At 63.0% G+C, this 25147-nt stretch carries 23 protein-coding genes; 16 read left to right on the forward strand and 7 right to left on the reverse strand.

The genetic code is table 11. The features are described 5' to 3' along the window. The first annotated feature begins 1 nt into the window (after position 1). The 9 genes from nusA to HMPREF9697_RS12855 all read left to right on the forward strand — a co-directional run bounded on the left by nusA (position 2) and on the right by HMPREF9697_RS12855 (position 10228). Entirely contained in the window at positions 2-1612 is a 1611-nt protein-coding gene (nusA, locus tag HMPREF9697_RS12820; protein ID WP_002717655.1) for a transcription termination factor NusA, read from the forward strand. A gap of 15 nt (positions 1613-1627) precedes the next feature. After that, a complete protein-coding gene (locus HMPREF9697_RS12825) occupies positions 1628-2305 on the forward strand; it encodes an RNA-binding protein (protein ID WP_002717656.1) in 678 nt (225 codons plus the stop codon). Between the two features lie 41 nt (positions 2306-2346). Continuing rightward, positions 2347-4965 (forward strand): translation initiation factor IF-2, encoded by a 2619-nt coding sequence (gene infB / locus HMPREF9697_RS12830; RefSeq protein WP_002717657.1) that lies wholly within the window; start codon positions 2347-2349, stop codon positions 4963-4965. Positions 4966-5101: 136 nt separating this feature from the next. Further along, the gene (gene rbfA / locus HMPREF9697_RS12835) at positions 5102-5524 is read left to right on the forward strand and encodes a 30S ribosome-binding factor RbfA (RefSeq protein WP_002717658.1); all 423 of its coding nucleotides are present in this window, start codon (positions 5102-5104) and stop codon (positions 5522-5524) included. Next, complete coding sequence (gene truB / locus HMPREF9697_RS12840) at positions 5524-6618, forward strand: tRNA pseudouridine(55) synthase TruB (protein ID WP_002717659.1); 1095 nt, start codon at positions 5524-5526, stop codon at positions 6616-6618. Before rbfA ends, truB begins: the two co-directional genes overlap by 1 nt. A gap of 12 nt (positions 6619-6630) precedes the next feature. Beyond that, the gene (gene rpsO, locus HMPREF9697_RS12845) at positions 6631-6900 is read left to right on the forward strand and encodes a 30S ribosomal protein S15 (protein WP_002717660.1); all 270 of its coding nucleotides are present in this window, start codon (positions 6631-6633) and stop codon (positions 6898-6900) included. A 122-nt stretch (positions 6901-7022) separates the two neighbouring features. Beyond that, positions 7023-7205 (forward strand): hypothetical protein, encoded by a 183-nt coding sequence (locus tag HMPREF9697_RS20970; RefSeq protein ID WP_147293859.1) that lies wholly within the window; start codon positions 7023-7025, stop codon positions 7203-7205. Next, positions 7198-9342: a polyribonucleotide nucleotidyltransferase gene (pnp, locus tag HMPREF9697_RS12850; protein ID WP_002717661.1), complete on the forward strand. Its 2145-nt coding sequence runs from the start codon at positions 7198-7200 to the stop codon at positions 9340-9342. Before HMPREF9697_RS20970 ends, pnp begins: the two co-directional genes overlap by 8 nt. A 142-nt stretch (positions 9343-9484) precedes the next feature. Continuing rightward, positions 9485-10228 (forward strand): superoxide dismutase, encoded by a 744-nt coding sequence (locus HMPREF9697_RS12855; protein ID WP_002717662.1) that lies wholly within the window; start codon positions 9485-9487, stop codon positions 10226-10228. Between the two features lie 33 nt (positions 10229-10261). Here the strand turns inward: HMPREF9697_RS12855 and HMPREF9697_RS12860 are convergent, their stop codons facing one another. Then, positions 10262-11185, reverse strand: coding sequence for a LysR substrate-binding domain-containing protein (locus HMPREF9697_RS12860; protein ID WP_002717663.1), 924 nt, complete (start codon positions 11183-11185; stop codon positions 10262-10264). Positions 11186-11373: 188 nt separating this feature from the next. On the opposite strand from HMPREF9697_RS12860, the gene katG reads away from it, so the two are divergent. Both katG and HMPREF9697_RS12870 read left to right on the forward strand, forming a co-directional pair. Continuing rightward, positions 11374-13563: a catalase/peroxidase HPI gene (gene katG / locus HMPREF9697_RS12865; protein WP_002717664.1), complete on the forward strand. Its 2190-nt coding sequence runs from the start codon at positions 11374-11376 to the stop codon at positions 13561-13563. 133 nt (positions 13564-13696) lie between these two features. After that, positions 13697-14287: a glutathione S-transferase family protein gene (locus tag HMPREF9697_RS12870; protein WP_002717665.1), complete on the forward strand. Its 591-nt coding sequence runs from the start codon at positions 13697-13699 to the stop codon at positions 14285-14287. A 3-nt stretch (positions 14288-14290) separates the two neighbouring features. Here HMPREF9697_RS12870 and fabI read toward each other — a convergent pair whose 3' ends face one another. From fabI to fabA, 3 genes are all read right to left on the reverse strand, one after another. Continuing rightward, complete coding sequence (gene fabI / locus HMPREF9697_RS12875) at positions 14291-15100, reverse strand: enoyl-ACP reductase FabI (protein WP_002717666.1); 810 nt, start codon at positions 15098-15100, stop codon at positions 14291-14293. Between the two features lie 51 nt (positions 15101-15151). Next, on the reverse strand, positions 15152-16375 hold the full coding sequence (gene fabB, locus HMPREF9697_RS12880; RefSeq protein ID WP_002717667.1) for a beta-ketoacyl-ACP synthase I: 1224 nt from the start codon (positions 16373-16375) through the stop codon (positions 15152-15154). Between the two features lie 86 nt (positions 16376-16461). Then, complete coding sequence (gene fabA / locus HMPREF9697_RS12885) at positions 16462-16992, reverse strand: 3-hydroxyacyl-[acyl-carrier-protein] dehydratase FabA (protein ID WP_002717668.1); 531 nt, start codon at positions 16990-16992, stop codon at positions 16462-16464. Positions 16993-17212: 220 nt separating this feature from the next. On the opposite strand from fabA, the gene irrA reads away from it, so the two are divergent. Continuing rightward, the gene (irrA, locus tag HMPREF9697_RS12890; protein WP_283804951.1) at positions 17213-17704 is read left to right on the forward strand and encodes an iron response transcriptional regulator IrrA; all 492 of its coding nucleotides are present in this window, start codon (positions 17213-17215) and stop codon (positions 17702-17704) included. 94 nt (positions 17705-17798) lie between these two features. Here irrA and HMPREF9697_RS12895 read toward each other — a convergent pair whose 3' ends face one another. Further along, positions 17799-18290 carry an SH3 domain-containing protein gene (locus HMPREF9697_RS12895; protein WP_430642220.1) on the reverse strand — a complete coding sequence of 164 codons (492 nt, stop codon included), beginning with the start codon at positions 18288-18290 and terminating at the stop codon, positions 17799-17801. A gap of 289 nt (positions 18291-18579) precedes the next feature. On the opposite strand from HMPREF9697_RS12895, the gene HMPREF9697_RS12900 reads away from it, so the two are divergent. Next, positions 18580-19578, forward strand: coding sequence for a 2-hydroxyacid dehydrogenase (locus HMPREF9697_RS12900; RefSeq protein ID WP_002717671.1), 999 nt, complete (start codon positions 18580-18582; stop codon positions 19576-19578). A 7-nt stretch (positions 19579-19585) separates the two neighbouring features. Here HMPREF9697_RS12900 and HMPREF9697_RS12905 read toward each other — a convergent pair whose 3' ends face one another. Both HMPREF9697_RS12905 and mutM read right to left on the reverse strand, forming a co-directional pair. Further along, positions 19586-20386 carry a HesA/MoeB/ThiF family protein gene (locus tag HMPREF9697_RS12905; RefSeq protein ID WP_002717672.1) on the reverse strand — a complete coding sequence of 267 codons (801 nt, stop codon included), beginning with the start codon at positions 20384-20386 and terminating at the stop codon, positions 19586-19588. Positions 20387-20398: 12 nt separating this feature from the next. Further along, positions 20399-21280: a bifunctional DNA-formamidopyrimidine glycosylase/DNA-(apurinic or apyrimidinic site) lyase gene (gene mutM, locus HMPREF9697_RS12910; RefSeq protein ID WP_002717673.1), complete on the reverse strand. Its 882-nt coding sequence runs from the start codon at positions 21278-21280 to the stop codon at positions 20399-20401. A 77-nt stretch (positions 21281-21357) separates the two neighbouring features. Between mutM and ubiE the strand changes: the two genes are divergently transcribed. Genes ubiE through coaBC form a run of 3 tightly spaced genes read left to right on the forward strand, consistent with a single transcriptional unit; the run spans position 21358 to position 25147 of the window. Continuing rightward, positions 21358-22122 carry a bifunctional demethylmenaquinone methyltransferase/2-methoxy-6-polyprenyl-1,4-benzoquinol methylase UbiE gene (gene ubiE / locus HMPREF9697_RS12915; protein WP_002717674.1) on the forward strand — a complete coding sequence of 255 codons (765 nt, stop codon included), beginning with the start codon at positions 21358-21360 and terminating at the stop codon, positions 22120-22122. Continuing rightward, positions 22119-23687, forward strand: a complete 1569-nt coding sequence (gene ubiB / locus HMPREF9697_RS12920) for a 2-polyprenylphenol 6-hydroxylase (RefSeq protein ID WP_002717675.1) — start codon at positions 22119-22121, stop codon at positions 23685-23687. The genes ubiE and ubiB overlap by 4 nt, the downstream gene beginning before the upstream one ends. 56 nt (positions 23688-23743) lie before the next feature. Continuing rightward, complete coding sequence (coaBC, locus tag HMPREF9697_RS12925; RefSeq protein ID WP_002717676.1) at positions 23744-25147, forward strand: bifunctional phosphopantothenoylcysteine decarboxylase/phosphopantothenate--cysteine ligase CoaBC; 1404 nt, start codon at positions 23744-23746, stop codon at positions 25145-25147.

Below are 25147 nucleotides of genomic sequence, written 5' to 3' on the forward strand. Positions count from 1 at the left end.
CATGGCCGCTGTCAGCGCCAATAAACTGGAACTGCTGCAAATCGCCGATGCCGTCGCACGCGAAAAGTCGATCGACCGTTCGATCGTGATCGCGGCGATGGAAGATGCCATCGCGAAAGCGGCGCGCGCCCGTTACGGCTCCGAGACCGACGTGCATGCGGAAATCGACGCCAAGAAGGGCGAGCTTCGCCTGTCGCGGCACATGCTGGTGGTGGAAACGGTCGAGAACGCCGCCAACCAGATTTCGCTGAAGGATGCGCAGAAGGCCAACCCGACCGCGCAGATCGGCGACACTATCGCCGACACCCTGCCGCCGCTCGAATATGGCCGCATCGCCGCGCAGTCCGCCAAGCAGGTGATCGTGCAGAAGGTGCGCGAAGCCGAGCGTGACCGCCAGTATCAGGAATTCAAGGACCGCATCGGCGAGATCGTCAACGGCATCGTCAAGCGCGTCGAATATGGCAGCGTCATCGTCGACCTCGGACGCGGCGAAGCCATCGTGCGCCGCGACGAGATGCTCCCACGTGAGGCGTTGCGCAACGGCGACCGCATCCGCGCCTATATCTTCGATGTCCGCCGCGAAACCCGCGGCCCGCAAATCTTCCTCTCCCGCACCCATCCGCAGTTCATGGCGAAGCTGTTCGCGCAAGAAGTGCCGGAAATCTACGACGGCATCGTCGAGATCAAGGCGGTCGCCCGCGATCCGGGCTCGCGCGCCAAGATCGGCGTGATCTCTCGCGATTCCTCGGTCGATCCGGTCGGTGCCTGCGTCGGCATGCGCGGCTCACGCGTGCAGGCGGTGGTGAACGAACTGCAGGGCGAGAAGATCGACATCATTCCGTGGTCGCCCGACATCGCGACCTTCGTCGTCAACGCGCTCGCGCCGGCGGAAGTCGCCAAGGTCGTCATCGACGAAGACCGCGAACGCATTGAAGTTGTCGTCCCCGATACCCAACTATCCCTTGCGATCGGCCGTCGCGGCCAGAATGTGCGCCTTGCATCGCAGTTGACGGGCTGGGACATCGATATCCTGACCGAGCAGGAAGAATCGGAACGCCGCCAGGCGGATTTCGAGAATTCGACGCGCGTGTTCATGGAAGCCCTCAACGTCGACGAGGTCGTCGGCCAGTTGCTGGCTTCCGAAGGCTTCTCCTCCGTTGAGGAACTCGCTCTGGTCGACGTGCGCGAGCTCTCGAGCATCGAAGGCTTCGACGAGGAAACCGCCAACGAGTTGCAGAGCCGCGCGCGCGAATATCTCGAGCAGCTCGATGCCGAGCTGGAAGCGAAGCGGAAAGAGCTCGGCGTGGACGATGCTCTCAAGGACATTCCGGGCGTCACAGGCAAGATGCTGGTGAAGCTCGGTGAGAACGACGTCAAGACGGTCGAGGATCTCGCCGGCTGCGCCACCGACGATCTGGTCGGCTGGTCGGAGCGCAAGGACGGCGAGACCGTCAAGCACGCGGGCTTCCTCGATGCCGGCGAAGTTTCGCGCGACGAGGCGGAAGCGATCATCATGCGGGCGCGTCTTGCGGCCGGCTGGATCACCGAAGCCGATCTCGCCAAACCTGCGGAAGCGGACGAAGACGCCGCATCCGAAGACCACCCGGCATAAAGGACATGCCCATCGATGCTTACAACCTCCGAGACAACGGACCTCGATCGCGGTCCCCGGGCCAAGCCCGGGAGCACGCGGACGTGCGTCGTCTCGCGGCAGGTCAAGAGCACCGATGAGCTGATCCGCTTCGTGCTCTCGCCTGCGGGCGAGGTCGTCCCGGACGTGCGGCGAAAGCTGCCGGGCCGTGGGCTGTGGGTGTCGCTGTCGCGGGCCGCAGTCACGGAGGCGGCCAAACGCGGCCTGTTTGCAAAGGCATTCAAGCGCGCCGTGACGCTGCCGCCCGATCTGGCAGAGCAAACCGATCATCTGCTGGCGCGCAGCGCACTGGATGCGCTCGCGATGGTGGGCAAAGCAGGCGAAATCGTTTGCGGTTTCGGCAAGGTCGAGGACGCGATCGCTGCGGGGAGCGCGGTGGCGCTGATCCACGCCAGTGATGGCGCGGACGACGGAATCCGCAAACTCGACGCCAAATCGGCCTCCGCCGCGGGGAAAAGCCCGCAAATGGTGGATTCACCACGGATTCAGGCCTTTAAAATCGATGAATTGGATTTGGCCCTCGGGCGGTCAAATGTGGTACATGCAGCCCTGCTTTCAGGGCCTGCGACAAGAACCTTCCTGTCCCGCTGGCGAACCCTCGACCGTTTCCGCAATCCGGACGGCTCGACGAACGGCAAGACGGGTGGCAACTAACGGGCCGCGTCGCGGCGCACCGAACGAGATTGGACTGTTGAATGGCTGATACGAAAAATCCTGGCGACAAGCCGCTGAGCGTCGGTTCGAAAACTCTGTCGCTGAAACCGCGCACAGAGACCGGCGTGGTGCGCCAGAGCTTCAGCCACGGCCGCAGCAAATCGGTGGTGGTCGAGAAGAAAACCAAGCGACGCCTCCCGGGTGATCCCGCGCCGGCTCCCGCAGCCGAAGCCGCTCCTGCGCCACCAGTCGCACCGGCCGCGCCGCGCGCACCGGCGCCGAAGGCACCGGCTGCCCGCCCCTCCGGCATGGTATTGCGCACGCTGACCGAAGACGAGCAGAGCGCGCGCGCGAACGCGCTCGCCGATGCGCGCGTCCGCGAGGAAGAAGAGCGCCGCGCCGCAGAAGCGGAAGCCGCGCGCCGCAATACCAAAGAATATAAGGAACAGCAGGAACGCGAAGCCGCCGAAGCTCGCCGCAAGGCCGAGGAAGAGCGTCATCGCGTCGAAGCCGAGGCCAAGGCCAAGGCTGAGCGCGAAGCCACCAAGCGGTTCGGCGAAGCCGAAGCCAAAACGACGGCGAAGACGGCTGCCAAGCCGGCTGCTGCTCCCGCCGCGCGTCCTGGTGCGCCGGCAGCGCGCGCGCCTGGCGTCGCCGCCGACGGCTCCGACGAAGACGAGGCGCCACGCGTACGCCGCGGGCCCGGCGGCGCGATCCGCGCCGTCACGCCACCGAAAACCACGCAGAAACCCGGCCCTGCCAAACAGCGCGGCCGCCTGACGCTGACGACTGCTCTCAATGCCGACGACGTGCGCGAACGCTCGATCGCCTCGTTCCGTCGCCGCACCCAGCGCCTGACCAAGGGCCATCAGTCGAACGAGCCGAAGGAAAAGCTCGTCCGCGAAGTCATCATTCCGGAAGCGATTACGCTGCAGGAACTGGCGAACCGCATGGCGGAACGCTCGGTCGACCTCGTCAAGCTGCTGATGAAGCAGGGCCAGCTCGTCAAGATCACCGACACCATCGACGCCGACACCGCACAGCTCATCGCTGAAGAAATGGGTCACACGGTCAAGCGCGTTGCCGCGTCTGACGTGGAAGAAGGCCTGTTCGACGTCGCCGAGGATCGCGCATCCGACACCACGCCGCGCGCGCCGGTCGTCACCGTGATGGGCCACGTCGACCACGGCAAGACCTCGTTGCTCGACGCGCTGCGTCACGCCAACGTGGTCTCCGGCGAAGCCGGCGGCATCACCCAGCACATTGGCGCCTATCAGGTGACCTCGCCTTCCGGCGCCAAGATCACCTTCATCGACACGCCCGGCCACGCCGCGTTCACCGCGATGCGCGCACGCGGCGCCAAGGTCACCGACATCGTCATCCTCGTCGTCGCAGCCGACGACGGCGTGATGCCGCAGACCATCGAAGCCATCAATCACGCCAAGGCCGCGAAGGTTCCGATGATCGTGGCGATCAACAAGATCGACAAGCCGGACGCCAAGCCCGAGCGCGTGCGCACTGAACTCTTGCAGCACGAAGTGCAGGTCGAATCCTTCGGCGGCGACGTCGTCGATGTCGAAGTCTCGGCCAAGAACAAGACCAATCTCGACAAATTGCTCGAGATGATCGCGCTGCAGGCCGAACTGCTTGAACTCAAGACCAATCCAGACCGTCCGGCCGAAGGCACCGTGATCGAAGCCAAGCTCGATCGCGGCCGCGGTCCGGTCGCGACCGTGCTGGTCCAGCGCGGCACGCTGCGCGTCGGCGACATCATCGTCGCGGGTGCGGAAATGGGCCGTGTGCGCGCGCTCATCAACGATCAGGGCCAGACCATTCAGGAGGCCGGGCCTTCGATGCCGGTCGAGGTTCTCGGCTTCAACGGTCCGCCGGAAGCCGGCGATCGTCTCGCGGTCGTCGAGAACGAAGCACGTGCCCGTCAGGTCACCGAATATCGCGCCCACCAGAAGCGCGAGAAGTCGGCTGCGACCTCTGCCGGCATGCGCGGCTCGCTCGAACAGATGATGAGCCAGCTCAAGACCTCGGGCCGCAAGGACTTCCCGCTGGTCGTGAAGGCGGACGTGCAGGGCTCACTGGAAGCCATTATCGGCTCGCTCGACAAGCTCGGCACCGACGAAGTCGCAGCGCGCATCCTGCATGCGGGCGTCGGCGGCATTTCGGAGTCCGACGTCACGCTCGCAGAAGGCTTCAACGCCGCGATCATTGGCTTCTCCGTCCGCGCCAACAAGGAAGCGGCGGCGCTGGCCAAGCGCGACGGCATCGAGATCCGCTACTACAACATCATCTACGACCTCGTGGACGACGTGAAAAAGGCGATGTCCGGCCTGCTCGCGCCGACGCTGCGCGAAACCATGCTCGGCAACGCGCAGGTGCTCGAGGTTTTCCACATTTCCAAGGTCGGCAAGATCGCCGGTTGCCGCGTCACCGACGGCACCGTCGAGCGCGGCGCCAATGTCCGCCTGATCCGCGACAACGTCGTGATCCACGAGGGCAAGCTGTCGCAGCTCAAGCGCTTCAAGGACGATGCCAAGGAAGTTACCGCCGGACAGGAATGCGGCATGTCGTTCGAGAACTATCAGGACATGCGTCCTGGCGACGTGATCGAATGCTATCGCGTGGAGACCATCCAGCGCTCCCTGTAAGTCCAAACCTTACGGGCGCGTTGAAACGAAAGACGTCATGGCCGGGCTTGTCCCGGCCATCCACGTCTTACCATTGCATCTCAAGAAGGCGTGGATGTCCGCGACAAGCGCGGCATGACGCTTTGAAGGAACGAAAATGCCCCGTCATCAGCGCGGCAAATCTTCATCATCTGCACCCGGCGGTTCACAGCGCCAGTTGCGCGTCGGCGAACTGATCCGCCATGCGATCTCCGACATCCTCTCGCAGGGCGGCGTGCATGACGACACACTGAGCGGCCACATCATCACCGTACCCGAAGTGCGGATGTCGCCCGACCTCAAGCTCGCGACCGTCTATGTGATGCCGCTCGGTGGACACGACACCAAAGCGGTGATCGCTGCGCTCGCAAACAACAAGAAGTTTCTCCGTGGCGAGGTTGCGCATCGCGTTAACCTGAAATTCGCACCTGATCTTCGCTTCCGCGCCGACGAGCGATTCGACGAAGCGGAACGGATCGAGAAATTATTGCGAACGCCTGCGGTCCAAAAAGATCTCAACCACGATTCGGACGACACTTGATGACTGCAACACCCGCTCAGGGCACGCGCGCGGCGCCGCACGACGATTCGCGCGCGACTTCTGAAAAAAATATTTCGCAGGAAGCACCCGCGCAGAACCGCGCAGACAGCAGCGGTGACCATCGCCCGCGCCAGAAGAAACAACAGTTCAAGCGCGAGCGCCGCGACGTTCACGGCTGGGTCGTGCTCGACAAACCCGTCGGCATGACCTCGACCCATGCGGTCGCAGTGCTGAAGCGACTGTTCAACGCCAAGCGTGTCGGCCATGCCGGCACGCTGGACCCGCTCGCCTCCGGCGGGTTGCCTATTGCCCTTGGTGAAGCCACCAAGACGGTGCCGTTCGTGATGGACGGTCGCAAGCGCTACCGCTTCACGGTGCGCTGGGGCGAGGAACGCGACACCGACGACGTCGAGGGCCGCCCGACCCAGACCTCCGACGCCCGGCCGACCGCCGAGGCGATCCAGACGCTGTTGCCGCAGTTCACCGGGACGATCCTGCAGACCCCGCCGCAGTTCTCGGCCATCAAGATCCAGGGCGAACGCGCCTATGACCTCGCCCGCGACGGCGAAACAGTCGCCCTGCAGCCCCGCGAGGTCGAGATTCACGAATTAACCCTTACGGAACAACTGGATAAGGATCATTCGGTGTTCGAAACCGAATGCGGCAAGGGAACCTATGTCCGGGCGCTGGCCCGCGACATGGGCCGCCTTCTAGGCTGCTACGGCCATATTTCGGCTCTCCGCCGCACCCAGTGCGGCCCGTTCGACGAGGCCGACATGATTCCGCTGGCGGAATTGGAGGCTTTGTGCGATAGAGCCGCGTCTGGCGAGGGCAGCCTCGCCGACGCGCTTTTGCCCGTTGAGACCGCGCTGGACGACATCCCGGCACTGGCCGTCACACGGGCGGATGCCGCAAGGCTCGCAAGAGGCCAAGCGGTTTTGTTGCGCGGACGGGATGCGCCAATTCTAAACGGCACAGTCTATGTCACCGTCGGAGGAAGGCTTTTGGCCCTCGCCGAGCTTGGCAATGGCGAACTCATCCCCAAGCGCGTGTTCAACCTCACCGGGCTCGTTGCGAACCCGGAACGCAATTAAGGATATCTGACGATGTCGATTACCGCAGAACGCAAAGCGGAAGTCATCAAGACCAATGCCAAAAAGGCTGGCGACACGGGTTCGCCGGAAGTTCAGGTTGCGATCCTCTCCGAGCGCATCGCCAACCTCACCGAGCATTTCAAGACCCACGGCAAGGACAACCATTCCCGCCGCGGCCTCCTGAAGCTCGTGTCCACGCGCCGTTCGCTTCTCGACTACGTCAAGAAGAAGGACGAGGCGCGCTACAAGGCGCTGCTTGAGAAGCACAACATCCGCCGCTAAGGCCGCGCTTCCGGCCGCCACCGGCGCGAACGTCAATTCGCATCCGGCGACGGCCGACACTGTACGAACACGCAAAGCATGGCTCGCTTGCGTGAAACCCAGCAGCAATCCGGCGGCTGGGCATGACGGGCAAGGTGCCCGCACCATCGGAAGGATGGCAGCCATCACGAAATTCAGAAGCCATGGCAGGATCGCCGGACGCTGATGCACACGTGCTCAACGTCTCGCAATCTTGCGCATGGCTTTTGCTTTTTCCGGCCACGCCTGATTATCCGAAAACGATGAAAGAACACTCGAATGTTTAATACCCATTCCGTCGAACTCGACTGGGGCGGACGTCCGCTCAAGCTGGAAACCGGCAAGGTCGCGCGTCAGGCCGACGGCGCCGTGATCGCCACCTACGGCGAAACCGTCGTCATCGCGACCGTCGTGTCCGCGAAGACGCCGAAGGAAGGCATCGACTTCCTGCCGCTCACCGTGAACTACCAGGAAAAAACCTTCGCAGCCGGCCGCATTCCCGGCGGCTATTTCAAGCGCGAAGGCCGTCCCTCCGAGAAGGAAACGCTGGTTTCCCGCCTGATCGACCGTCCGATCCGTCCGCTGTTCATCAAGGGCTATCGCTGCGATACCCAGGTGATCGTCACCACGCTGTCGCACGACATGGAGAACGATCCCGACATCGTCGCGATGGTGGCAGCCTCCGCTGCACTGACGCTCTCGGGTGTGCCGTTCATGGGTCCGGTCGGCGCGGCGCGCGTCGCTTTCGTCAACAACGAGTTCATCCTGAACCCGACGCTTGACGAGATGGCCGACACACAGCTCGACCTCGTCGTCGCCGGTACTGCCGACGCCGTGCTGATGGTCGAATCCGAAGCCAAGGAACTGCCGGAAGAAGTGATGCTCGGCGCCGTGATGTTCGGCCACAAGCACTTCCAGCCGGTCATCAAGGCAATCATCGACCTCGCCGAGAAGGCCGCCAAGGAGCCGCGCGAGATCGAGACGATCGACAACAGCGAAATCGATAGGGACATGCGCGCCGTCGGCGAAGCCGAACTGCGCAAGGCCTATGCGATCCCGGTGAAGCAGGATCGTTATGCGGCAGTCGGCGCGGTGAAGAAGAAGGTCATGGACCACTTCTTCCCCGAAGGCCAGGAGCCGAAGTTCGACAAGCTGCGCGTCGCCGGCGTATTCAAGGAACTGGAAGCCGACGTCGTTCGCAACAACATCCTCGACACCGGCGTCCGCATCGACGGCCGCGACGTCAAGACCGTCCGCCCGATCGTCGCCGAAGTCGGCGTGCTGCCGCGCGCTCACGGCTCGGCGCTGTTCACCCGCGGCGAAACCCAGGCGCTGGTGGTCACCACGCTCGGCACCGGCGAGGACGAACAGTTCATCGACGCGCTCTCGGGCACGTACAAGGAAACCTTCCTGCTGCACTACAACTTCCCGCCCTTCTCGGTCGGTGAAACGGGCCGCATCGGCTCGCCGGGCCGCCGCGAAATCGGCCACGGCAAGCTCGCTTGGCGCGCGATCCATCCGGTTCTGCCGGCGCACCACGAATTCCCGTACACGCTGCGCGTCGTCTCGGAGATCACCGAGTCGAACGGCTCCTCCTCGATGGCGACCGTGTGCGGCTCCTCGCTCGCGCTGATGGACGCCGGCGTGCCGCTGAAGCGGCCGACTGCGGGCATCGCGATGGGCCTGATCCTCGAAGGTTCGCGCTTTGCGGTTCTCTCCGACATTCTCGGTGACGAGGATCATCTCGGCGACATGGACTTCAAGGTGGCGGGCACCGACAAGGGTGTCACCTCGCTGCAGATGGACATCAAGATCGCCGGCATCACCGAAGAGATCATGAAGATCGCTTTGACGCAGGCCAAGGACGGCCGCATGCACATTCTCGGCGAGATGGCGAAGGCCCTCACCGCCGCGCGTGCGGAGCTCGGCGAACATGCGCCGCGCATCGAAGTGCTGCAGATCCCGACCGACAAGATTCGCGACGTGATTGGCACCGGCGGCAAGATCATCCGTGAGATCGTCGAAAAGACCGGCGCCAAGATCAACATCGAGGACGACGGCACCGTGAAGGTCGCTTCCGCCAACGGCGAATCGATCCGCGCGGCGATCAAGTGGATCAAGTCGATCACCTCGGAGCCGGAAGTCGGCCAGATCTACGACGGCACCATCGTGAAGGTGATGGAGTTCGGCGCGTTTGTGAACTTCTTCGGCCCGAAGGACGGCCTCGTTCATATCAGCCAGCTCGCGCCTAACCGCGTGCAGAAGACCTCCGACGTCGTCAAGGAAGGCGACAAGGTCAAGGTCAAGCTGCTCGGCCTCGACGATCGCGGCAAGGTTCGCCTGTCGATGAAGGCGGTGGACCAGACCACCGGCGAAGACCTCGAGGCCAAGCAGAAGGCCGAGAACGCTCCCGCCGCCGAGTAAGGCGACCCATCAAAAGTTTGCGAAGAGGCGGCATTTTGCCGCCTCTTTTTTGTTGGGATACCGCAAACGCCAGCAGCGGTGCTGGCGTAGCTTTCAAGGACTGCGCGACCTAATCGCGCAAGCCAGTCAGGGAGACGTTCGCATGATCAGCCTTTCCCGCCGCCATCTGCTCGCAGGCGCTGCCGGCATCGTCGCCGCCACGGCCGCATTGCCCCGCATCACGCTTGCACAGGCTCCCACCGCACCTGCTGCAGCCGAAGGCCCCTTCAAGCTGCCGCCGCTGCCCTACGCAACCAACGTGCTTGAGCCGCACATCGACGCCCGCACCATGGAAATCCACCATGACAAGCATCATGGTGCGTACGTCGCCAACATGAACAACTTCGCGAAGACCGCGCCGCAGCTCGGCCAGACGCCGGTCGAAACAATCCTGGCCAATCTGGTCAACGTGCCCGACAGCATCCGCGTCGGCGTCCGCAACAATCTCGGCGGCCACGCCAACCACACGATGTTCTGGGAGATCATGGCGCCGAATGGCGGGACGCCGGATGGCGAGGTGCTGGCCGCAATCACCCGCGACTTCGGCGATCTCGAAAAGATGAAGACAGCATTCAACACCGCAGGCGCCGGCCAGTTCGGCTCCGGCTGGGTGTTTGTCACCGTCACCAAGGACGGCAAGCTCGGCATCGAAACGACAGCCAATCAGGACACGCCGCTGATGTACGGCAAGCGCGTCCTGTTCGGCAACGACGTGTGGGAACACGCCTATTATCTGAACTATCAGAACCGCCGCGCCGACTATCTCAAGGCGTGGTGGAACGTCGTAAACTGGCAGAAAATCGGCGAGCGCTACGCCGCCGCGAAGGCCGGTACGCTGACGCTCTGAGCCGTTTGCTGAATCATTTGAGGCGGCTGAGATTCAGCCGCCCTTTCTCTTATCGCGACGTGGCTCGAAGCATTCCTTCACCAGTTCGCCGAGAACCTGAAAGTCTTCCTTGCGCGGCGAGGTGCGGCGAAACACGAGGCCGATGCTGCGCCCCGGCTGCGGCTCCTTGAAGCGCAACATCTTCACCCGTTCGTCGCGCAATTCGACATCGGCGGCGATCTGCGGAATGAGCGTGATGCCGTACCCGCTCGCGACCATCTGCATCACCGTCGCAAGGCTGCTCGCGCCGAACGTCATGCCACTCGCATTGCGCCCGACGCCGGCGGTCGCGCAAAACGCCAGCGCCTGATCGCGCAGACAATGGCCGTCTTCGAGCAGGATCAACCGCTCCTGATCGATATCGCTCGCCAGAACCCGCTTCTTCTCGTCGCGCGGATCGCTCACCGGCACCGCAAGCAGGAATGTGTCATCGAACAGCGCGAGGCTGTCGATATCATTCTCCTGCACCGGCAAAGCCAGCATCGCCACATCGAGCGCGCCGTTTTTCACTTCATCCAGCAACTGGCGGGTCTGCGTCTCGCGCAGTTCGAGCTGCAAGTCGGGAAAGCGTGCCTGCAGGAGCGGCAGGAATTTCGGCAACGCATAAGGCGCGAGCGAAGGAATCATACCGAGCGTGAGCCGCCCCGCCAGCGGCCGCGCACGATGATGCGCGAAATCCACGAGATCGCGCGCCTTCGCCAGCACGTCCTCGCCCCGTTGTGCAATTTCACGTCCGGCGTCGGTCAGCGTCACCGCCCCGGGGCGGCGCTCCACCAGCGCAAGCCCCAGTTCTCCCTCAAGATCGCGGATTTGCATCGAAAGCGCGGGTTGCGTCACCGCGCAGGCTTCCGCGGCACGCCCGAAATGCTCGTGCTGCGCCAGCGCGGCTAGATAGCGCAATTGTTTCAATGTGATCATGCCGATCAGATTAACTTATCGCAGACCAAAGGCAATTCGACTGGACCTGATACTGGAATAAATCCAAACTGACGACACATGAACCCGTCAAACTGACCTCCTCGGGTCAAAGCGCGGAGACTGCGGCAAAGCCGCAGTCGGGACAGCGCGACGGACAATCAAAAATCACAAGCAATCGGAGAGAATTCATGGACGCCAAAACCGACGACAAAGGCGCAGGCAAATGCCCCGTCATGCACACCAAGGGTCGCAGCAACCGCGACTGGTGGCCCGAACATCTCGACCTGGGCGTTCTGCACGGGCATACCCCGGCCGCCGATCCGATGGGCGAAGCCTTCGATTACATCAAGGAATTCGAGAGCCTCGATCTCGATGCCGTCATCAAGGATCTGCATGCCCTGATGACCGACAGTCAGGACTGGTGGCCGGCTGACTTCGGTCATTACGGCGGCCTGATGGTCCGCATGGCATGGCATTCGGCCGGCACCTATCGCATCACCGACGGCCGTGGCGGCGCGGGCGCGGGCCAGCAGCGCTTCGCCCCGCTCAACTCGTGGCCGGATAACGTGCTTCTCGACCGCGCACGCCGACTGCTGTGGCCCATCAAGCAGAAGTACGGTCGCAAGATTTCGTGGGCCGACCTCATGATCCTCGCCGGCAACGTTGCGCTGGAATCGATGGGCTTCAAGACCTTCGGCTTCGCCGGCGGACGCGCCGACGTCTGGGAGCCGGAAGAACTCTACTGGGGTCCCGAAGGAACCTGGCTCGGTGACGAGCGCTACAGCGGCGAACGCCAGCTCTCGGAACCACTCGCTGCGGTGCAGATGGGCCTGATCTACGTCAACCCGGAAGGCCCGAACGGCAAGCCGGACCCGGTCGCGGCCGCCAAGGATATCCGCGAGACCTTCTTCCGGATGGCGATGAACGACGAGGAAACCGTCGCGCTGATCGCGGGCGGCCATACCTTCGGCAAGACCCATGGCGCGGGCGATGCGTCACTGGTCGGACCTGCGCCGGAAGCGACCGCGATTGAGGATCAGGGCCTCGGCTGGAAAAGCAAGTACGGCACCGGCAAGGGCGGCGATGCGATCGGCAGCGGCCTCGAAGTCACCTGGACCCAGACGCCGACGAAGTGGGACAACAACTTCTTCGAGACGCTGTTCAAGTTCGAATGGGAGCTGACCAAGAGCCCGGCGGGCGCGCATCAGTGGCAGGCGAAAAATGCCCCTGCCATCACCCCGGATGCCCACGACAAGTCGAAAAAGCATGTCCCGACCATGCTCACCACCGACCTGTCGCTGCGGTTTGACCCGATCTACGAGAAGATCTCGCGGCGCTTCTACGAAAATCCGGATCAGTTCGCGGACGCCTTCGCCCGCGCCTGGTTCAAGCTCACCCACCGCGACATGGGCCCACGCGTGCGCTACCGCGGCAAGCTGGTGCCGAAGGAAACACTGATCTGGCAGGACCCGATCCCCGCCAATGATCGTGCGCACCTTAGCGACAAGGACATCGCGGATCTGAAGGCGAAGATTCTCGCCTCCGGACTCACCGTGCCGCAGCTTGTTTCAACCGCGTGGGCCTCGGCCTCGACGTTCCGCGGCTCCGATAAACGCGGCGGCGCCAATGGCGCGCGCATTCGCCTCGCGCCGCAGAAGGACTGGGAAGTCAACCAGCCGAAGCAGCTGGCAACCGTGCTTGCCAAACTTGAAGCGATCCAGAAGGAGAGCGGCAATAAGATCTCGCTCGCCGACCTGATCGTGCTCGCGGGCAATGCCGGCGTGGAGAAGGCTGCGAAGGATGCCGGCGTGTCGGTCACGGTGCCGTTCGCACAGGGCCGCATGGACACCACGCAGGAGCAGACGGACGTGGATTCGTTCGCGCCGCTTGAGCCGCGTGCTGATGGCTTCCGCAACTATATCGGCGGCAAGACGCAGTTCATGAAGCCGGAAGAAGCTCTGGTGGACAGGGCGCAATTGCTGACGTTGACGGCACCGGAGATGACGGCCCTTGTCGGCGGGCTGCGCGTGCTCGGCGCCAATTTCGGCGATTCCAAGCACGGCGTCTTCACCAAGACGCCTGGCAAGCTGACCAACGACTTCTTCATCAACCTGCTCGATATGGGCACGGAATGGCAGCCAGCGGGCGACACCTATGAAGGCCGCGACCGCAAGACCAAGGCTGTGAAGTGGACCGCGACCCGCATCGACCTGATCTTCGGTGCGCACTCGCAGCTCCGCGCACTCGCGGAAGTCTATGGAAGCTCGGACGCCAAGGAGAAGTTTGTGAAGGACTTCGTCAAGGCGTGGGCCAAGGTGATGAACGCCGATCGCTTCGATCTCGCGGACAAACCACGGACCCTGCAGGCGGCCGAATAATCTTCGCTGTAAAACGGCTGACACATCAAACCTCCGCGATTTTTCGCGGAGGTTTTTCTTTCCACCCTCGCTCTTGCCCTTTTTCGGTGCTTGCCTCAAAGCATCCGCGAATTCCACTTCGGGAGGCTCGACGATGAAGCTCTACTGGTCGCCACGCTCGCGCTCGTTCACCACGCTGTGGCTGATGGAGGAGACAGGCGAGCCCTATGAGCGCGTTCTCACCGATATTTCCGCCGGCGCGAACAAGACGCCGGAATACCTCGCCATCAACCCGATGGGCAAGGTGCCCGCACTAGCCGATGGCGACGCTGTGATGGCGGAATCCGCCGCGATCTGCACCTATGTCGCGGACCGCTATCCGCAGGCGAAGCTCGCGCCACCCCTCAGCGATCCGCGGCGCGCCAAATATCTGCAATGGATGTTCTTCGCGCCGAGCTGCATCGAGCCCGCGATCCTGCAAGCCTATCTCAAGCTCGACATTCCCACTGTGAGCGCCGCATGGGGCAGCACGACGCAGACCTTCGACGTTCTCGATCAGACTCTGGCGAAAGGGCCGTGGCTGCTCGGCCCTGACTTCACGGCCGCCGACGTCGTCATCGGCGCGGGCATGAATTTCGCCATCCGCATGTTCAAGATGATTCCAACGCGGCCGAATTTCGACCGCTATCTCGACGCCTGCGCGGCGCGGCCGGCATTCCAGACCGCAGCAAAATTGACGGCCTGAGGCTTAGTCGGCGTTGCCGTTATCCTTCAGCGCATCGGGATGCGGCATCGAGATGATGTTGTAGCCGGCATCGACGAAATGAGTCTCGCCGGTGACGCCACCCGACAGATCGGACAACAGATAAAGCGCGGTACCGCCGAGTTCGTCGAGCGTCACGCCGCGGCCGAGCGGCGAATGTTTCTGCTGGAACGCGAACATTGCCCGCGAATCGCCGATGCCCGCGCCCGCCAGTGTGCGAACTGGCCCCGCTGAAATCGAATTGACACGAATGCCGTCGCGGCCGAAATCGGCGGCGAGATACCGCACCGAAGCTTCCAGTGCCGCCTTGGCGACACCCATCACGTTATAGTTCGGCATCACACGGGTGGAGCCGCCGAATGTCAGCGTCACCATCGTGCCGCCATCTGGCATCAACTTTGCCGCCCGCGCAGCCACTTCCGTGAATGAGAAGCAGGAGATCACCATCGTACGCGAAAAATTCGCGCGCGTGGTGTCGACATAGCGGCCCTTCAGTTCGTTCTTGTCCGAGAAGCCGATGGCGTGGACGAGAAAGTCCATCTTGCTCCATGCATTCTTGATCGCATCGAACGTTGCATCGACGCTGGCGATATCCTCGACGTCGCAAGGCAGGACCAGTTTGGCGCCGAGCGATTCCGCGAGTGGCTTCACCCGTTTGCCGAGTGCTTCGCCCTGATAGGTGAAGGCCAGCTCAGCGCCGTGCGCGGCCAGCGTTTTCGCGATGCCCCAGGCAATCGAGTGATCGTTGGCGACGCCCATGATGAGCCCGCGCTTGCCATGCATCAGTCCTGACATCGATTCGTCCTACGCAAAGATAGAACCCGTCCGGGCGGACGGGTCGGGAATTCAGGCATCCAGCCGCTTGAACACCAGTGTGGCGTTGGTGCCGCCGAAACCGAACGAGTTCGACAGCACGGTACCGACCTTCGCGTTGTCGATGCGCTTGCGCACGATCGGCATGTCGGCGAACACCGGGTCGAGTTCCTGGATGTTGGCGCTCTCGCAGATGAACCCGTTGTTCATCATCAGCAGCGAATAGATCGCCTCCTGCACACCCGTTGCACCCAGGGAATGACCGGTCAGCGATTTGGTGGCGGAGATCGGCGGGCACTTGTCGCCTGTGCCGAACACGTTGCGGATGGCGTTGATTTCCGGCGGATCGCCCGCTGGCGTCGAGGTTGCGTGCGGATTGATGTAGTCGATCGGCCCCTTCACGGTGGACAGCGCCATGCGCATGCAGCGCTCCGCACCTTCGCCCGAGGGAGCGACCATGTCGTAGCCGTCGGAGGTCGCGCCGTAGCCGACGATCTCACCGTAAATCTTCGCGCCACGCGCCTTGGCGTGTTCGAGTTCTTCCAGCACCACGACGCCCGCACCACCGGCGATGACGAAACCATCGCGGTTGACGTCGTAGGCACGCGAAGCGGTCGACGGCGTGTCGTTGTACTTCGACGACATCGCACCCATCGCGTCGAACAGCACCGACAGCGACCAATCGAGTTCTTCGCAGCCGCCCGCGAACATCACGTCCTGCTTGCCGTACTGGATCATCTCATACGCATTGCCGATGCAATGGTTCGAGGTCGCGCAAGCCGAGGAGATCGAATAGTTCACGCCCTTGATCTTGAACCAGGTCGCAAGCGTCGCAGACGCGGTTGAGGACATCGCCTTCGGCACCGCGAACGGGCCAACGCGCTTCGGTCCCTTGGTGCGCGTGGTGTCGGCCGCTTCGACGATGGTGCGCGCCGAGGGACCGCCCGATCCCATGATGATGCCGGTGCGCACATTGGAGACGTCGGATTCTTCGAGACCGGAATCGCGGATCGCTTGGTCCATCGCGACGTGATTCCACGCCGCGCCTTCCGCAAGAAAACGCATTGCACGGCGATCGACGACCTCTGCGGGATTCAGCGTCGGCGCGCCCTGCACCTGCGAGCGGAATCCCAGCTTGGCGTATTCCTCCGCGCGCGTAATGCCGGGCTTCGCCTCGTGCAGGCTTGCCAGAACTTCCTGAGTGTTGTTTCCGATGGACGAGACAATTCCCATCCCCGTGACGACAACTCGTCGCATGATCGCCTCACTTGATTCCGTTTTTGGCCTTGTGTCCGGCCGTTCCCCGGGCCTGGAAGTTTAATCCAGGCGCCTCCCGCACTGAATTACTTTCCGGTCTGCGCCGGCGCGTCCTGTTGAAAAAGCCCAACCTTCAGATCAGTAGCGCGATAGATAATCTCGCCATCCGTCGAAAGCCAGCCATCGGCCACGCCGAGCACGAGCTTCGAGCGCATCACACGCTTGATATCGATGTGGTACTGAACCTTGGTGACATGCGGCAGCACCTGGCCGGAGAACTTCAGATCGCCGAGGCCGAGAGCGCGCCCGCGTCCGGCGCCACCGGTCCAGCCGAGGAAGAAGCCCACCATCTGCCACAGCGCATCAAGGCCGAGGCAGCCCGGCATCACAGGATCGCCCTTGAAGTGACAACCGAAAAACCACAGATCCGGCTTAACATCGAGTTCGGCCCGGATGACCCCTTTGCCGAATTCGCCTCCGGTATCCGAAATTTCGGTGATCCGGTCGAACATCAGCATCGGCGGCAGCGGCAACTGGGCGTTGCCGGGTCCGAATAATTCGCCGCGGCCACAAGCCAGCAAGTCCTCGTAATCATAGCTGTTTTGCCGCTCGCGCATCGACTCTCCCCCACTCGGCCCGATGCCGGTTGCGAACCGGTCCTAACATAGCCATTTCAGCCAAGCAAAGTGATTGGTTTCGTGAAACACCCAATCAAAGTCTTTGATCCAGTTGCGAAAAACTTGCATGTAACTGCATCTTTCGATACGATGCGCCTACATCTTGGGGAACTCCGTTTCCGAGCGTTGCGTATTTTCAGGGATCCGAAAAGTGAACGAGATCGACAACATCGAACGTCATGGTCAGGACGATGCCAGCCGCGTACGTGAGCACGTTCATGGCCACGCACCGGTCCTCACTGGCTGTCCGTGGCATGACGTCAACGAGATGTTGCAATCGGTCGGGCTGCGCCCCACCCGCCAGCGCATGGCGCTCGGCTGGCTCCTGTTCGGCAAGGGCGATCGTCACCTGACTGCGGAAATGCTCTACGAAGAAGCGACGCTCGCCAAGGTGCCGGTATCGCTCGCGACCGTCTACAATACACTGAACCAACTCACCGAAGCGGGCCTGCTGCGTCAGGTCAGCGTCGACGGTACCAAGACCTATTTCGATACCAATGTCACCTCGCACCATCACTTCTACCTGGAGAGCAATCACGAGCTGGTCGATATTCCTGACCAGAACCTGATGCTGCAGCAGGTGCCGGAAGTGCCGGAAGGCTACGAGATCAGCCGCATCGACATGGTGGTCCGGCTCCGCAAGAAGCGTTGAACCGCGCCCGTCATCCGGGATCAAAACAAAACGCCGACCGGGATATCCCGGTCGGCGTTTTGTTTGTGTCTGACATGATCTGCAAACGGGCGCGTCAGTTCACCTTCTCGTCAGAGTAGACGCCCCACAGCCGCTGCTGCTCGATCCAGCCATCGAAGCCGTCACCGGTGATGCGGCACCACGTCCCGGTGCACCGTTTCACCTGGGCGATCACACCGGCTTGCAGACGCGCCGCAACGGCGCTGTCCTCATCCGGTCGATCCCGCAATGCGGCAAGCTCGTCCTTTTTCTTCATGGTGACCACGGCGGTGCGACGGCCGGACAACAACGAGTGATACACCCAACCTTCCGCACCTTCGGAATCGCGCACCCGCCGCCAGTTCTCGAATTCCGCCGTCACTTCGACCGGCAATCCCGCCCGGGTGTAGATCCAGCTGACGTCCTGATCCTTGGTCGGGCCGACCCGGACATTGACGTGATCGGACTTCAAGCTGACGTAACGCGGCACCGGCAGCCCGCTCGTGGTCTGCACGTCCTTGGCCGCATGTCCGGTTCCGCCCGTCATTCCCCAGGTTGCGAGCGCCATCAGCATTGCCCAGATCGAAGACCGTAATTCCATCATCCGCATTCCGTCACTTAACCCCGCCACAATGGCCCCAGACGTTCGAACGAGCCGCGCCCCGCCGCGGTCATCGTCATCAGGCCATCCTGGTTCTTGTCTTGATCCGGCCTTCTGATAGAGAGGACCGAAGCCTCCAATACGGGACACCTTGGGCTAGGAACGGGAAACCTTGCAGCTGGCGTCCAATTCGTACATTCGAACAAGCCGGTTAATGCGGACTGAACGCCGGTCGATCTGGTCTTGAGGATGAGCAATGTCGGGTAAGAAAAAGCCGCTGATCGTCGTCACGCGCAAATTGCCGGACAGCACCGAAACGCGCATGCGCGAATTGTTCGACACCCGCCTCAACATCGACGACGTCCCGATGACCAAGGCGCAGCTGATCGAGGCGGTCCAGACCGCGGACGTGCTGGTGCCTACCGTCAGCGACGAGATCGACGCCGAAATTCTCGGCCATGCCAACGGCAAGCTCCGCCTGATCGCCCATTTCGGCAACGGCGTGGACAATCTCGACGTCACGGCGGCGGTCGCGCGCGGCATCACGGTGACCAACACGCCAAAGGTCCTGACCGAAGACACCGCCGATATGACGATGGCGCTGATCCTTGCGGTACCGCGGCGGCTCATCGAGGGCGCGTCCGTGCTGACAAGCGGTGAATGGCCCGGCTGGTCACCGACCTGGATGCTGGGCCACCGTCTCGGCGGCAAGCGGCTCGGTATCATCGGCATGGGCCGCATCGGCCAAGCTCTGGCGCGGCGCGCGCATGCCTTCGGCATGCAGATCCACTATCACAACCGCCGCCCTGTCAGCCCGGCGATCGAAGAAGAATTGGGCGCGACCTACTGGGAGAGCCTCGACCAGATGCTGGCGCGGATGGACTTCATCTCGGTGAACTGTCCGCATACGCCTGCGACCTATCACCTGCTCTCCGGGCGCCGCCTGAAGCTGGTCCGCAAGGACGCCTACATCATCAACACCGCGCGCGGCGAGATCATCGACGAGGCGACGCTGGTGAAGCTGATCGAAGACGGCGAGATCGCCGGCGCCGCGCTCGACGTGTTCGAACACGAGCCCGCAGTGCACCCCAAACTGCTGCGCCTCGCCAAGACCTACAAGGTGGTGCTGCTGCCGCATATGGGCTCGGCCACGGTCGAAGGCCGCGTCGACATGGGCGAAAAGGTCATCATCAACATCCGCACTTTCCTCGACGGCCACAAGCCGCCGGATCGCGTGCTACCGAGCATGCTGTAATCGCGTCTTAACGGTGCGCGGACAAATCTCTGATCGTCGGATGGTCACCATTGAGCGGATTGGACGGATCGCGCGTGTAGCGCAGCGTCTCGAAGCGCATCGCGCGCGCGTCGATCATCAATAGCCGCCCGACCAGTCCCTCGCCGAAGCCGACGATCTCACGGATCGCTTCCAGCGCCATCATTGAACCGAGCACGCCCGCGAAAGCGCCGACGAGCCCCGCCTCCTCGCAAGTCGGAATCGTGCCGGGCGGCGGCGCTTCCGGAAACAGACAGCGATAGGTCGGATTGGACGCACCTTCCGCATTCTTCTCGTGCGCGCGGATCGTCGTCAGCGAGGCATCGAAAATCCCGAGGGCACCCGCGACCAGCGTTTTTCCCGCGAGATAGCAGGCATCCGATACCAGATAGCGCGTGGTGAAATTATCGGAGCCATCGACGACGATGTCGTAGCCGCCAATGATCTGCATGGCGTTTGACGTATCGAGCCGCGTGTCATGCGTGATGAATTCGACATGCGGATTGAGCGCACGGATTTTGTCAGCCGCGCTCTGCGTTTTCAGATGACCGACATCAGGCGTGGCATGAATGATCTGGCGCTGCAGGTTCGACAGCGACACCGTGTCGTCATCGACCACGCCGAGCGTGCCGACACCGGCGGCGGCGAGATACATCAGGGCTGGCGCACCGAGCCCGCCCGCGCCGATCACCAGCACCTTCGCGGCCTTGAGCGCGGCCTGGCCCTGCCCACCGACTTCGCGCAGGACGATGTGACGGGCATAGCGTTCGAGTTCTTCGGACGTCAGCATGATATCGAATACCTACTTCTGACAGCTCGGGCACCAGAAGGTGGAGCGCCCGTTCTGGGTAAAGCGTTTCACGGTGCCGCGGCAACCGCGCGTGCGGCATGGCTCGCCCTCGCGATCGTAGACCTGAAACGAGTGCTGGAAATAGCCGAGTTCGCCAGAGGTCTGGCGGTGGTCGCGCAGCGACGACCCACCCGCCTCAATCGCTGCATTCAGCACAGTACGGATCGCGGCCACGAGCCGCACGGCATGCTCGGCCGGCGCGCCACTGCGGCTCGCAAGCGTGGACGCCTGCCGCTTGGGCGACAGATGTGCGCGAAACAGCGCCTCGCAGACATAGATATTGCCGAGCCCGGCGACGACGCGCTGGTCGAGCAGCGCCGATTTCAGAGAGGTTTTCTTGCCATTGCAGGCCTGCGCCAGCATCGCTGCGTCGAACGCATTGCCGAGCGGCTCGGGCCCGAGCGCCTTGAGGAACGGCTCGTCGTCGAGATCGGCGCGGGCCACGATCTTCATGTAGCCGAAGCGGCGCGGATCGTTGAACGATATCACCGCGCCGTTATCCATCTCGAATACGACGTGATCGTGCGTGCGGCTCTCGCCGCGCGGATGGTGAAACGCGCCCGGCGTTTTTCCGTGATCGCCCGCCATGACACGAAACGAGCCGGACATGCCCAGATGCATCAAGAGCACGTCGCCGGAATCGAGATCGGCCAAAAGGTATTTGGCGCGGCGACCCAACCCCGTCACTTTCCGCTTGTTCAGGCGGGCGGCAAAATCCTTCTGCAATGGGAAACGCAGATCGCCGCGATGGGCGGTGACGCACTCGATTCGCGCACCCTCCATAGCGGGAATCAGACCGCGACGGACCGTCTCAACCTCGGGTAATTCGGGCATTTCGGATTCACCTTGAGCGCCCAAGGTGATAGCGCCATTGCGCTCGCCACGCTATGGTGCGCCCCGGAGAGCCAGACATGAGCCAAGCGCCAGATAATTCGACACATTTCGGCTATCGGGAGGTTTCGCCCGGCGAAAAGCAGGGCCTCGTCAACGAGGTCTTCCACAACGTCGCGAAGCGCTACGACCTGATGAACGACCTGATGTCGGGCGGACTGCACCGCGTCTGGAAGAACCTCATGGTGGAGACGCTAAACCCGCCGCGCGGCGAGGCTTCGTTCCGGATGCTCGATGTCGCGGGCGGCACCGGCGACATCTCCTTCCGTGCGGCAAAAGCGGCCGGACCCAATTTCCATTCCACCGTCTGCGACATCAACACCGACATGCTGGCGGTTGGTCGCGAACGGGCGCAGGCTCAAGGTCTGGACGACCGCGTCGATTTCGTCGAGGGCAATGCCGAGGCGCTCGCTTTCGCCGACAGGACTTTCGACGCCTACACCATCGCCTTCGGCATTCGCAACGTACCGCAGATTCCGCTGGCGCTGCGCGAAGCCTATCGTGTGCTCCGGCCCGGTTCGCGCTTCCTTTGCCTTGAGTTTTCTTCCGTCAACGTGCCCGGTCTCGACAGAATTTACGACATGTTCTCATTCAATGTCATTCCGCAGATCGGCAAAGCCGTGACTGGTGACGCCGAATCCTATCGCTATCTGGTCGAATCGATCCGGCAGTTTCCAAAGCCCGACACTTTCGCCGACATGATTCGCGAGGCCGGTTTTTCGCGCGTGACCCACGAGGTCTTTTCGGGCGGCATCGTCGCGCTGCATTCGGGCTGGCGCCTGTGATTTCATCGCTGACGCACATTTCCCGGCTTGCCCGCGCGGCCTTCGTATTCGCGCGCGAAGGCGTGTTCGGCATCATCGATCCCTCACCGTTGCCGCCGCCCGCACAGGCCGCGATTCGCGCCGCGCGATTGATCGAACGCCGTGGATCGAAATCCGGCGCGCGACTGTCGCGGGCACTGACGCGGCTCGGCCCCACTTACGTCAAGCTCGGTCAGTTTCTCGCCACCCGGCCCGACGTCGTCGGCGTCGCGATGGCGCGCGATCTTGAAAGCCTGCAGGATCGTCTGCCGCCATTCCCGCAGAACCAGGCCATCGCTGTGGTCGAGACTGGGCTGGAAAAGCCCATTTCATCGGTATTTTCGCATTTCGGCGAATCGGTCGCGGCCGCCTCCATCGCGCAGGTGCATCGCGCCGAGATTTCGGACGCCAACGGCACGCGGCCCGCTGCCGTCAAGATTCTGCGCCCGCATGTCGGCGCGCGCTTCAACCATGACCTCAATGCGTTCCGCTACGCCGCGCGCAAGGCGGAAGGCATTTCATCGGAGGCTCGCCGGCTCCGCCTGACCGAGATTATCGAGACGCTGGCGCGGTCCGTCGCCATGGAGATGGACCTTCGCATCGAGGCCGCCGCACTCTCGGAGATGGCGGAGAATACGCGCGAGGATACCGACTTCCGCGTGCCCGCCGTCGACTGGGATCGTACCAGCCATCATGTGCTGACGATGGAGTGGATCGAGGGCATCGCGCTCAACGACCGCACGCGGCTCGAGGCCGCCGGCATCGATCTGCCCGCGCTCGGCCGCAAGGTGATCCAGAATTTCCTGCGCCACGCGCTGCGCGACGGCTTTTTCCATGCCGACATGCATCCGGGCAATCTGTTCGTCGACAAGAACGAGCGGCTGGTGGCGGTGGATTTCGGCATCATGGGCCGCCTCGGGATGAAGGAGCGGCAATTTCTCGCCGAAATTCTCTACGGCTTCATCACCCGCAATTATCGTCGCGTCGCTGAGGTGCATTTCGAAGCCGGCTACGTGCCCGCGCACCATTCGGTCGAGAATTTCGCGCAAGCGATCCGCGCCATCGGCGAACCGATCCACAACCGCGCTGCCGACGAAATCTCGATGGCGAAGCTGCTCACGCTGCTGCTCGAGGTCACCGGCCTGTTCGACATGCGCACACGGCCCGAGCTGATCCTGCTGCAGAAGACCATGGTGGTGGTGGAAGGCGTCGCCCGCTCCTTCGACCCCAAGCTCGACATCTGGAAGACCGCCGATCCCGTGGTGCGCGAATGGATCGAACGCAATCTCGGCCCGCTCGGCCGTATCCAGCAGGCGGCACACGGCGCAGGCGACCTCGGCCGCATTCTCTCCGGGCTTCCGGCCATCGCGGCCCGCTCGGTCGCGGCGCTGGAGCAATTCGAGACCATGACCCGCGATGGGTTGGTGCTGTCGCCGGATACGATTGCCGCTCTGGGGAGATCGGAGCGGCGTGGACGCCATTGGGAGACGGTGGCGCTCTGGATTATCGCCTTGAGCCTGCTCGGATTTCTCTGGCTATCCCGCTAGGTGCAATCACCTATCGGAGTATTTGATTGCATTGCAATCAAATGCTAGGCTGAGCCATGGCCAGCCTGACCGTCCGCAAGCTCGACGACGACATCAAGACCGCGCTGAAACTGCGCGCCGCGCAGAACGGACGTTCGGTTGAGGACGAGGTGCGGGTGATTCTGCGGCAGGCCGCGTCGGACGGCGAGCCCCCCGCGCTGCCGCCAGTCCCGTCGACTTCGGAAGCCGCCGCTCGTCCGGTGCAAGGACAGGCACGCCACCGCGTTACCCTCATCATCGGTGGCGGCATCGCCGCCTACAAGGCGCTCGATCTGATCCGCCGTCTGAAGGAGCGCGGCTGTGAGGTTCGCTGCGTACTCACACGCGCGGCGGAACGCTTCGTGACCGCGCTGAGCGCCAGCGCGCTTGCCAACACCCGCTGCTACACTGATTTGTTCGACGCCGAGAGCGAGTTCGATGCAGGCCACATTCGTCTCGCACGCCATTGCGATCTGGTGGTGGTCGCGCCCGCGACCGCCGACCTGATGGCGAAGATGGCGCAGGGCCTCGCCGACGATCTCGCCAGCGCCATCCTGCTTGCAACCGACAAACCGGTGCTGCTCGCGCCCGCGATGAATCCGGCGATGTGGAATAACGCCGCAACAAAACGCAATGTCGCGCAACTCGGACGCGATGGCCGCATTCTCATTGGCCCGAACCGTGGCGAGATGGCGGAAGCCAATGAAGCAGGCCTTGGCCGGATGGCGGAGCCGCTTGAGATCGCCACGCGCGCAATCGCCCTCCTGCAGCCTGCCCAAACTCAAATTCTAAAAGGCCGCCGCGTGCTGATTACCGCAGGGCCGACGCACGAGCCGATCGACCCGGTGCGCTATATCGCCAATCGTTCCTCCGGCAAGCAAGGCTATGCAATCGCCGCCGCCGCCGCCGCTGCCGGTGCGGATGTCGTGCTGGTATCCGGTCCGGTGAATCTCCCCGACCCGCAGGGTGTCAAAACCATTCGCGTCGAATCCGCGCGCAACATGCTGGCAGAAGTCGAGAACGCGCTCCCGACCGATATTGCGATCTTCGCCGCTGCCGTCGCCGACTGGCGCGTCGCCAATGCCGGCGAACAGAAGATCAAGAAAACCAAGGACGGCATGCCGCCGCTGGAACTGGTGGAGAATCCTGACATTCTCGCCACCATCGCAAAGCGCGCCGCGAACAGGCCATCGCTGGTGATCGGCTTCGCCGCGGAGACCGAACATGTCGCGGAAAACGCCGCCGCGAAACTCGCGCGCAAGGGCTGCGACTGGATCGTCGCCAATGACGTCTCACCCGCGACCGGCATCATGGGCGGCGACAGCAACGCCGTGCAGATCTTCATGAAAGACGTTGAAGCCCCGGAAATCTGGCCCGCCATGAGCAAGGACGATGTCGCGGCACGGCTGATCGTACGGATCGCGCAAACATTCTCTCCATAG

Source organism: Afipia felis ATCC 53690 (assembly GCF_000314735.2).
Taxonomy (GTDB): domain Bacteria; phylum Pseudomonadota; class Alphaproteobacteria; order Rhizobiales; family Xanthobacteraceae; genus Afipia; species Afipia felis.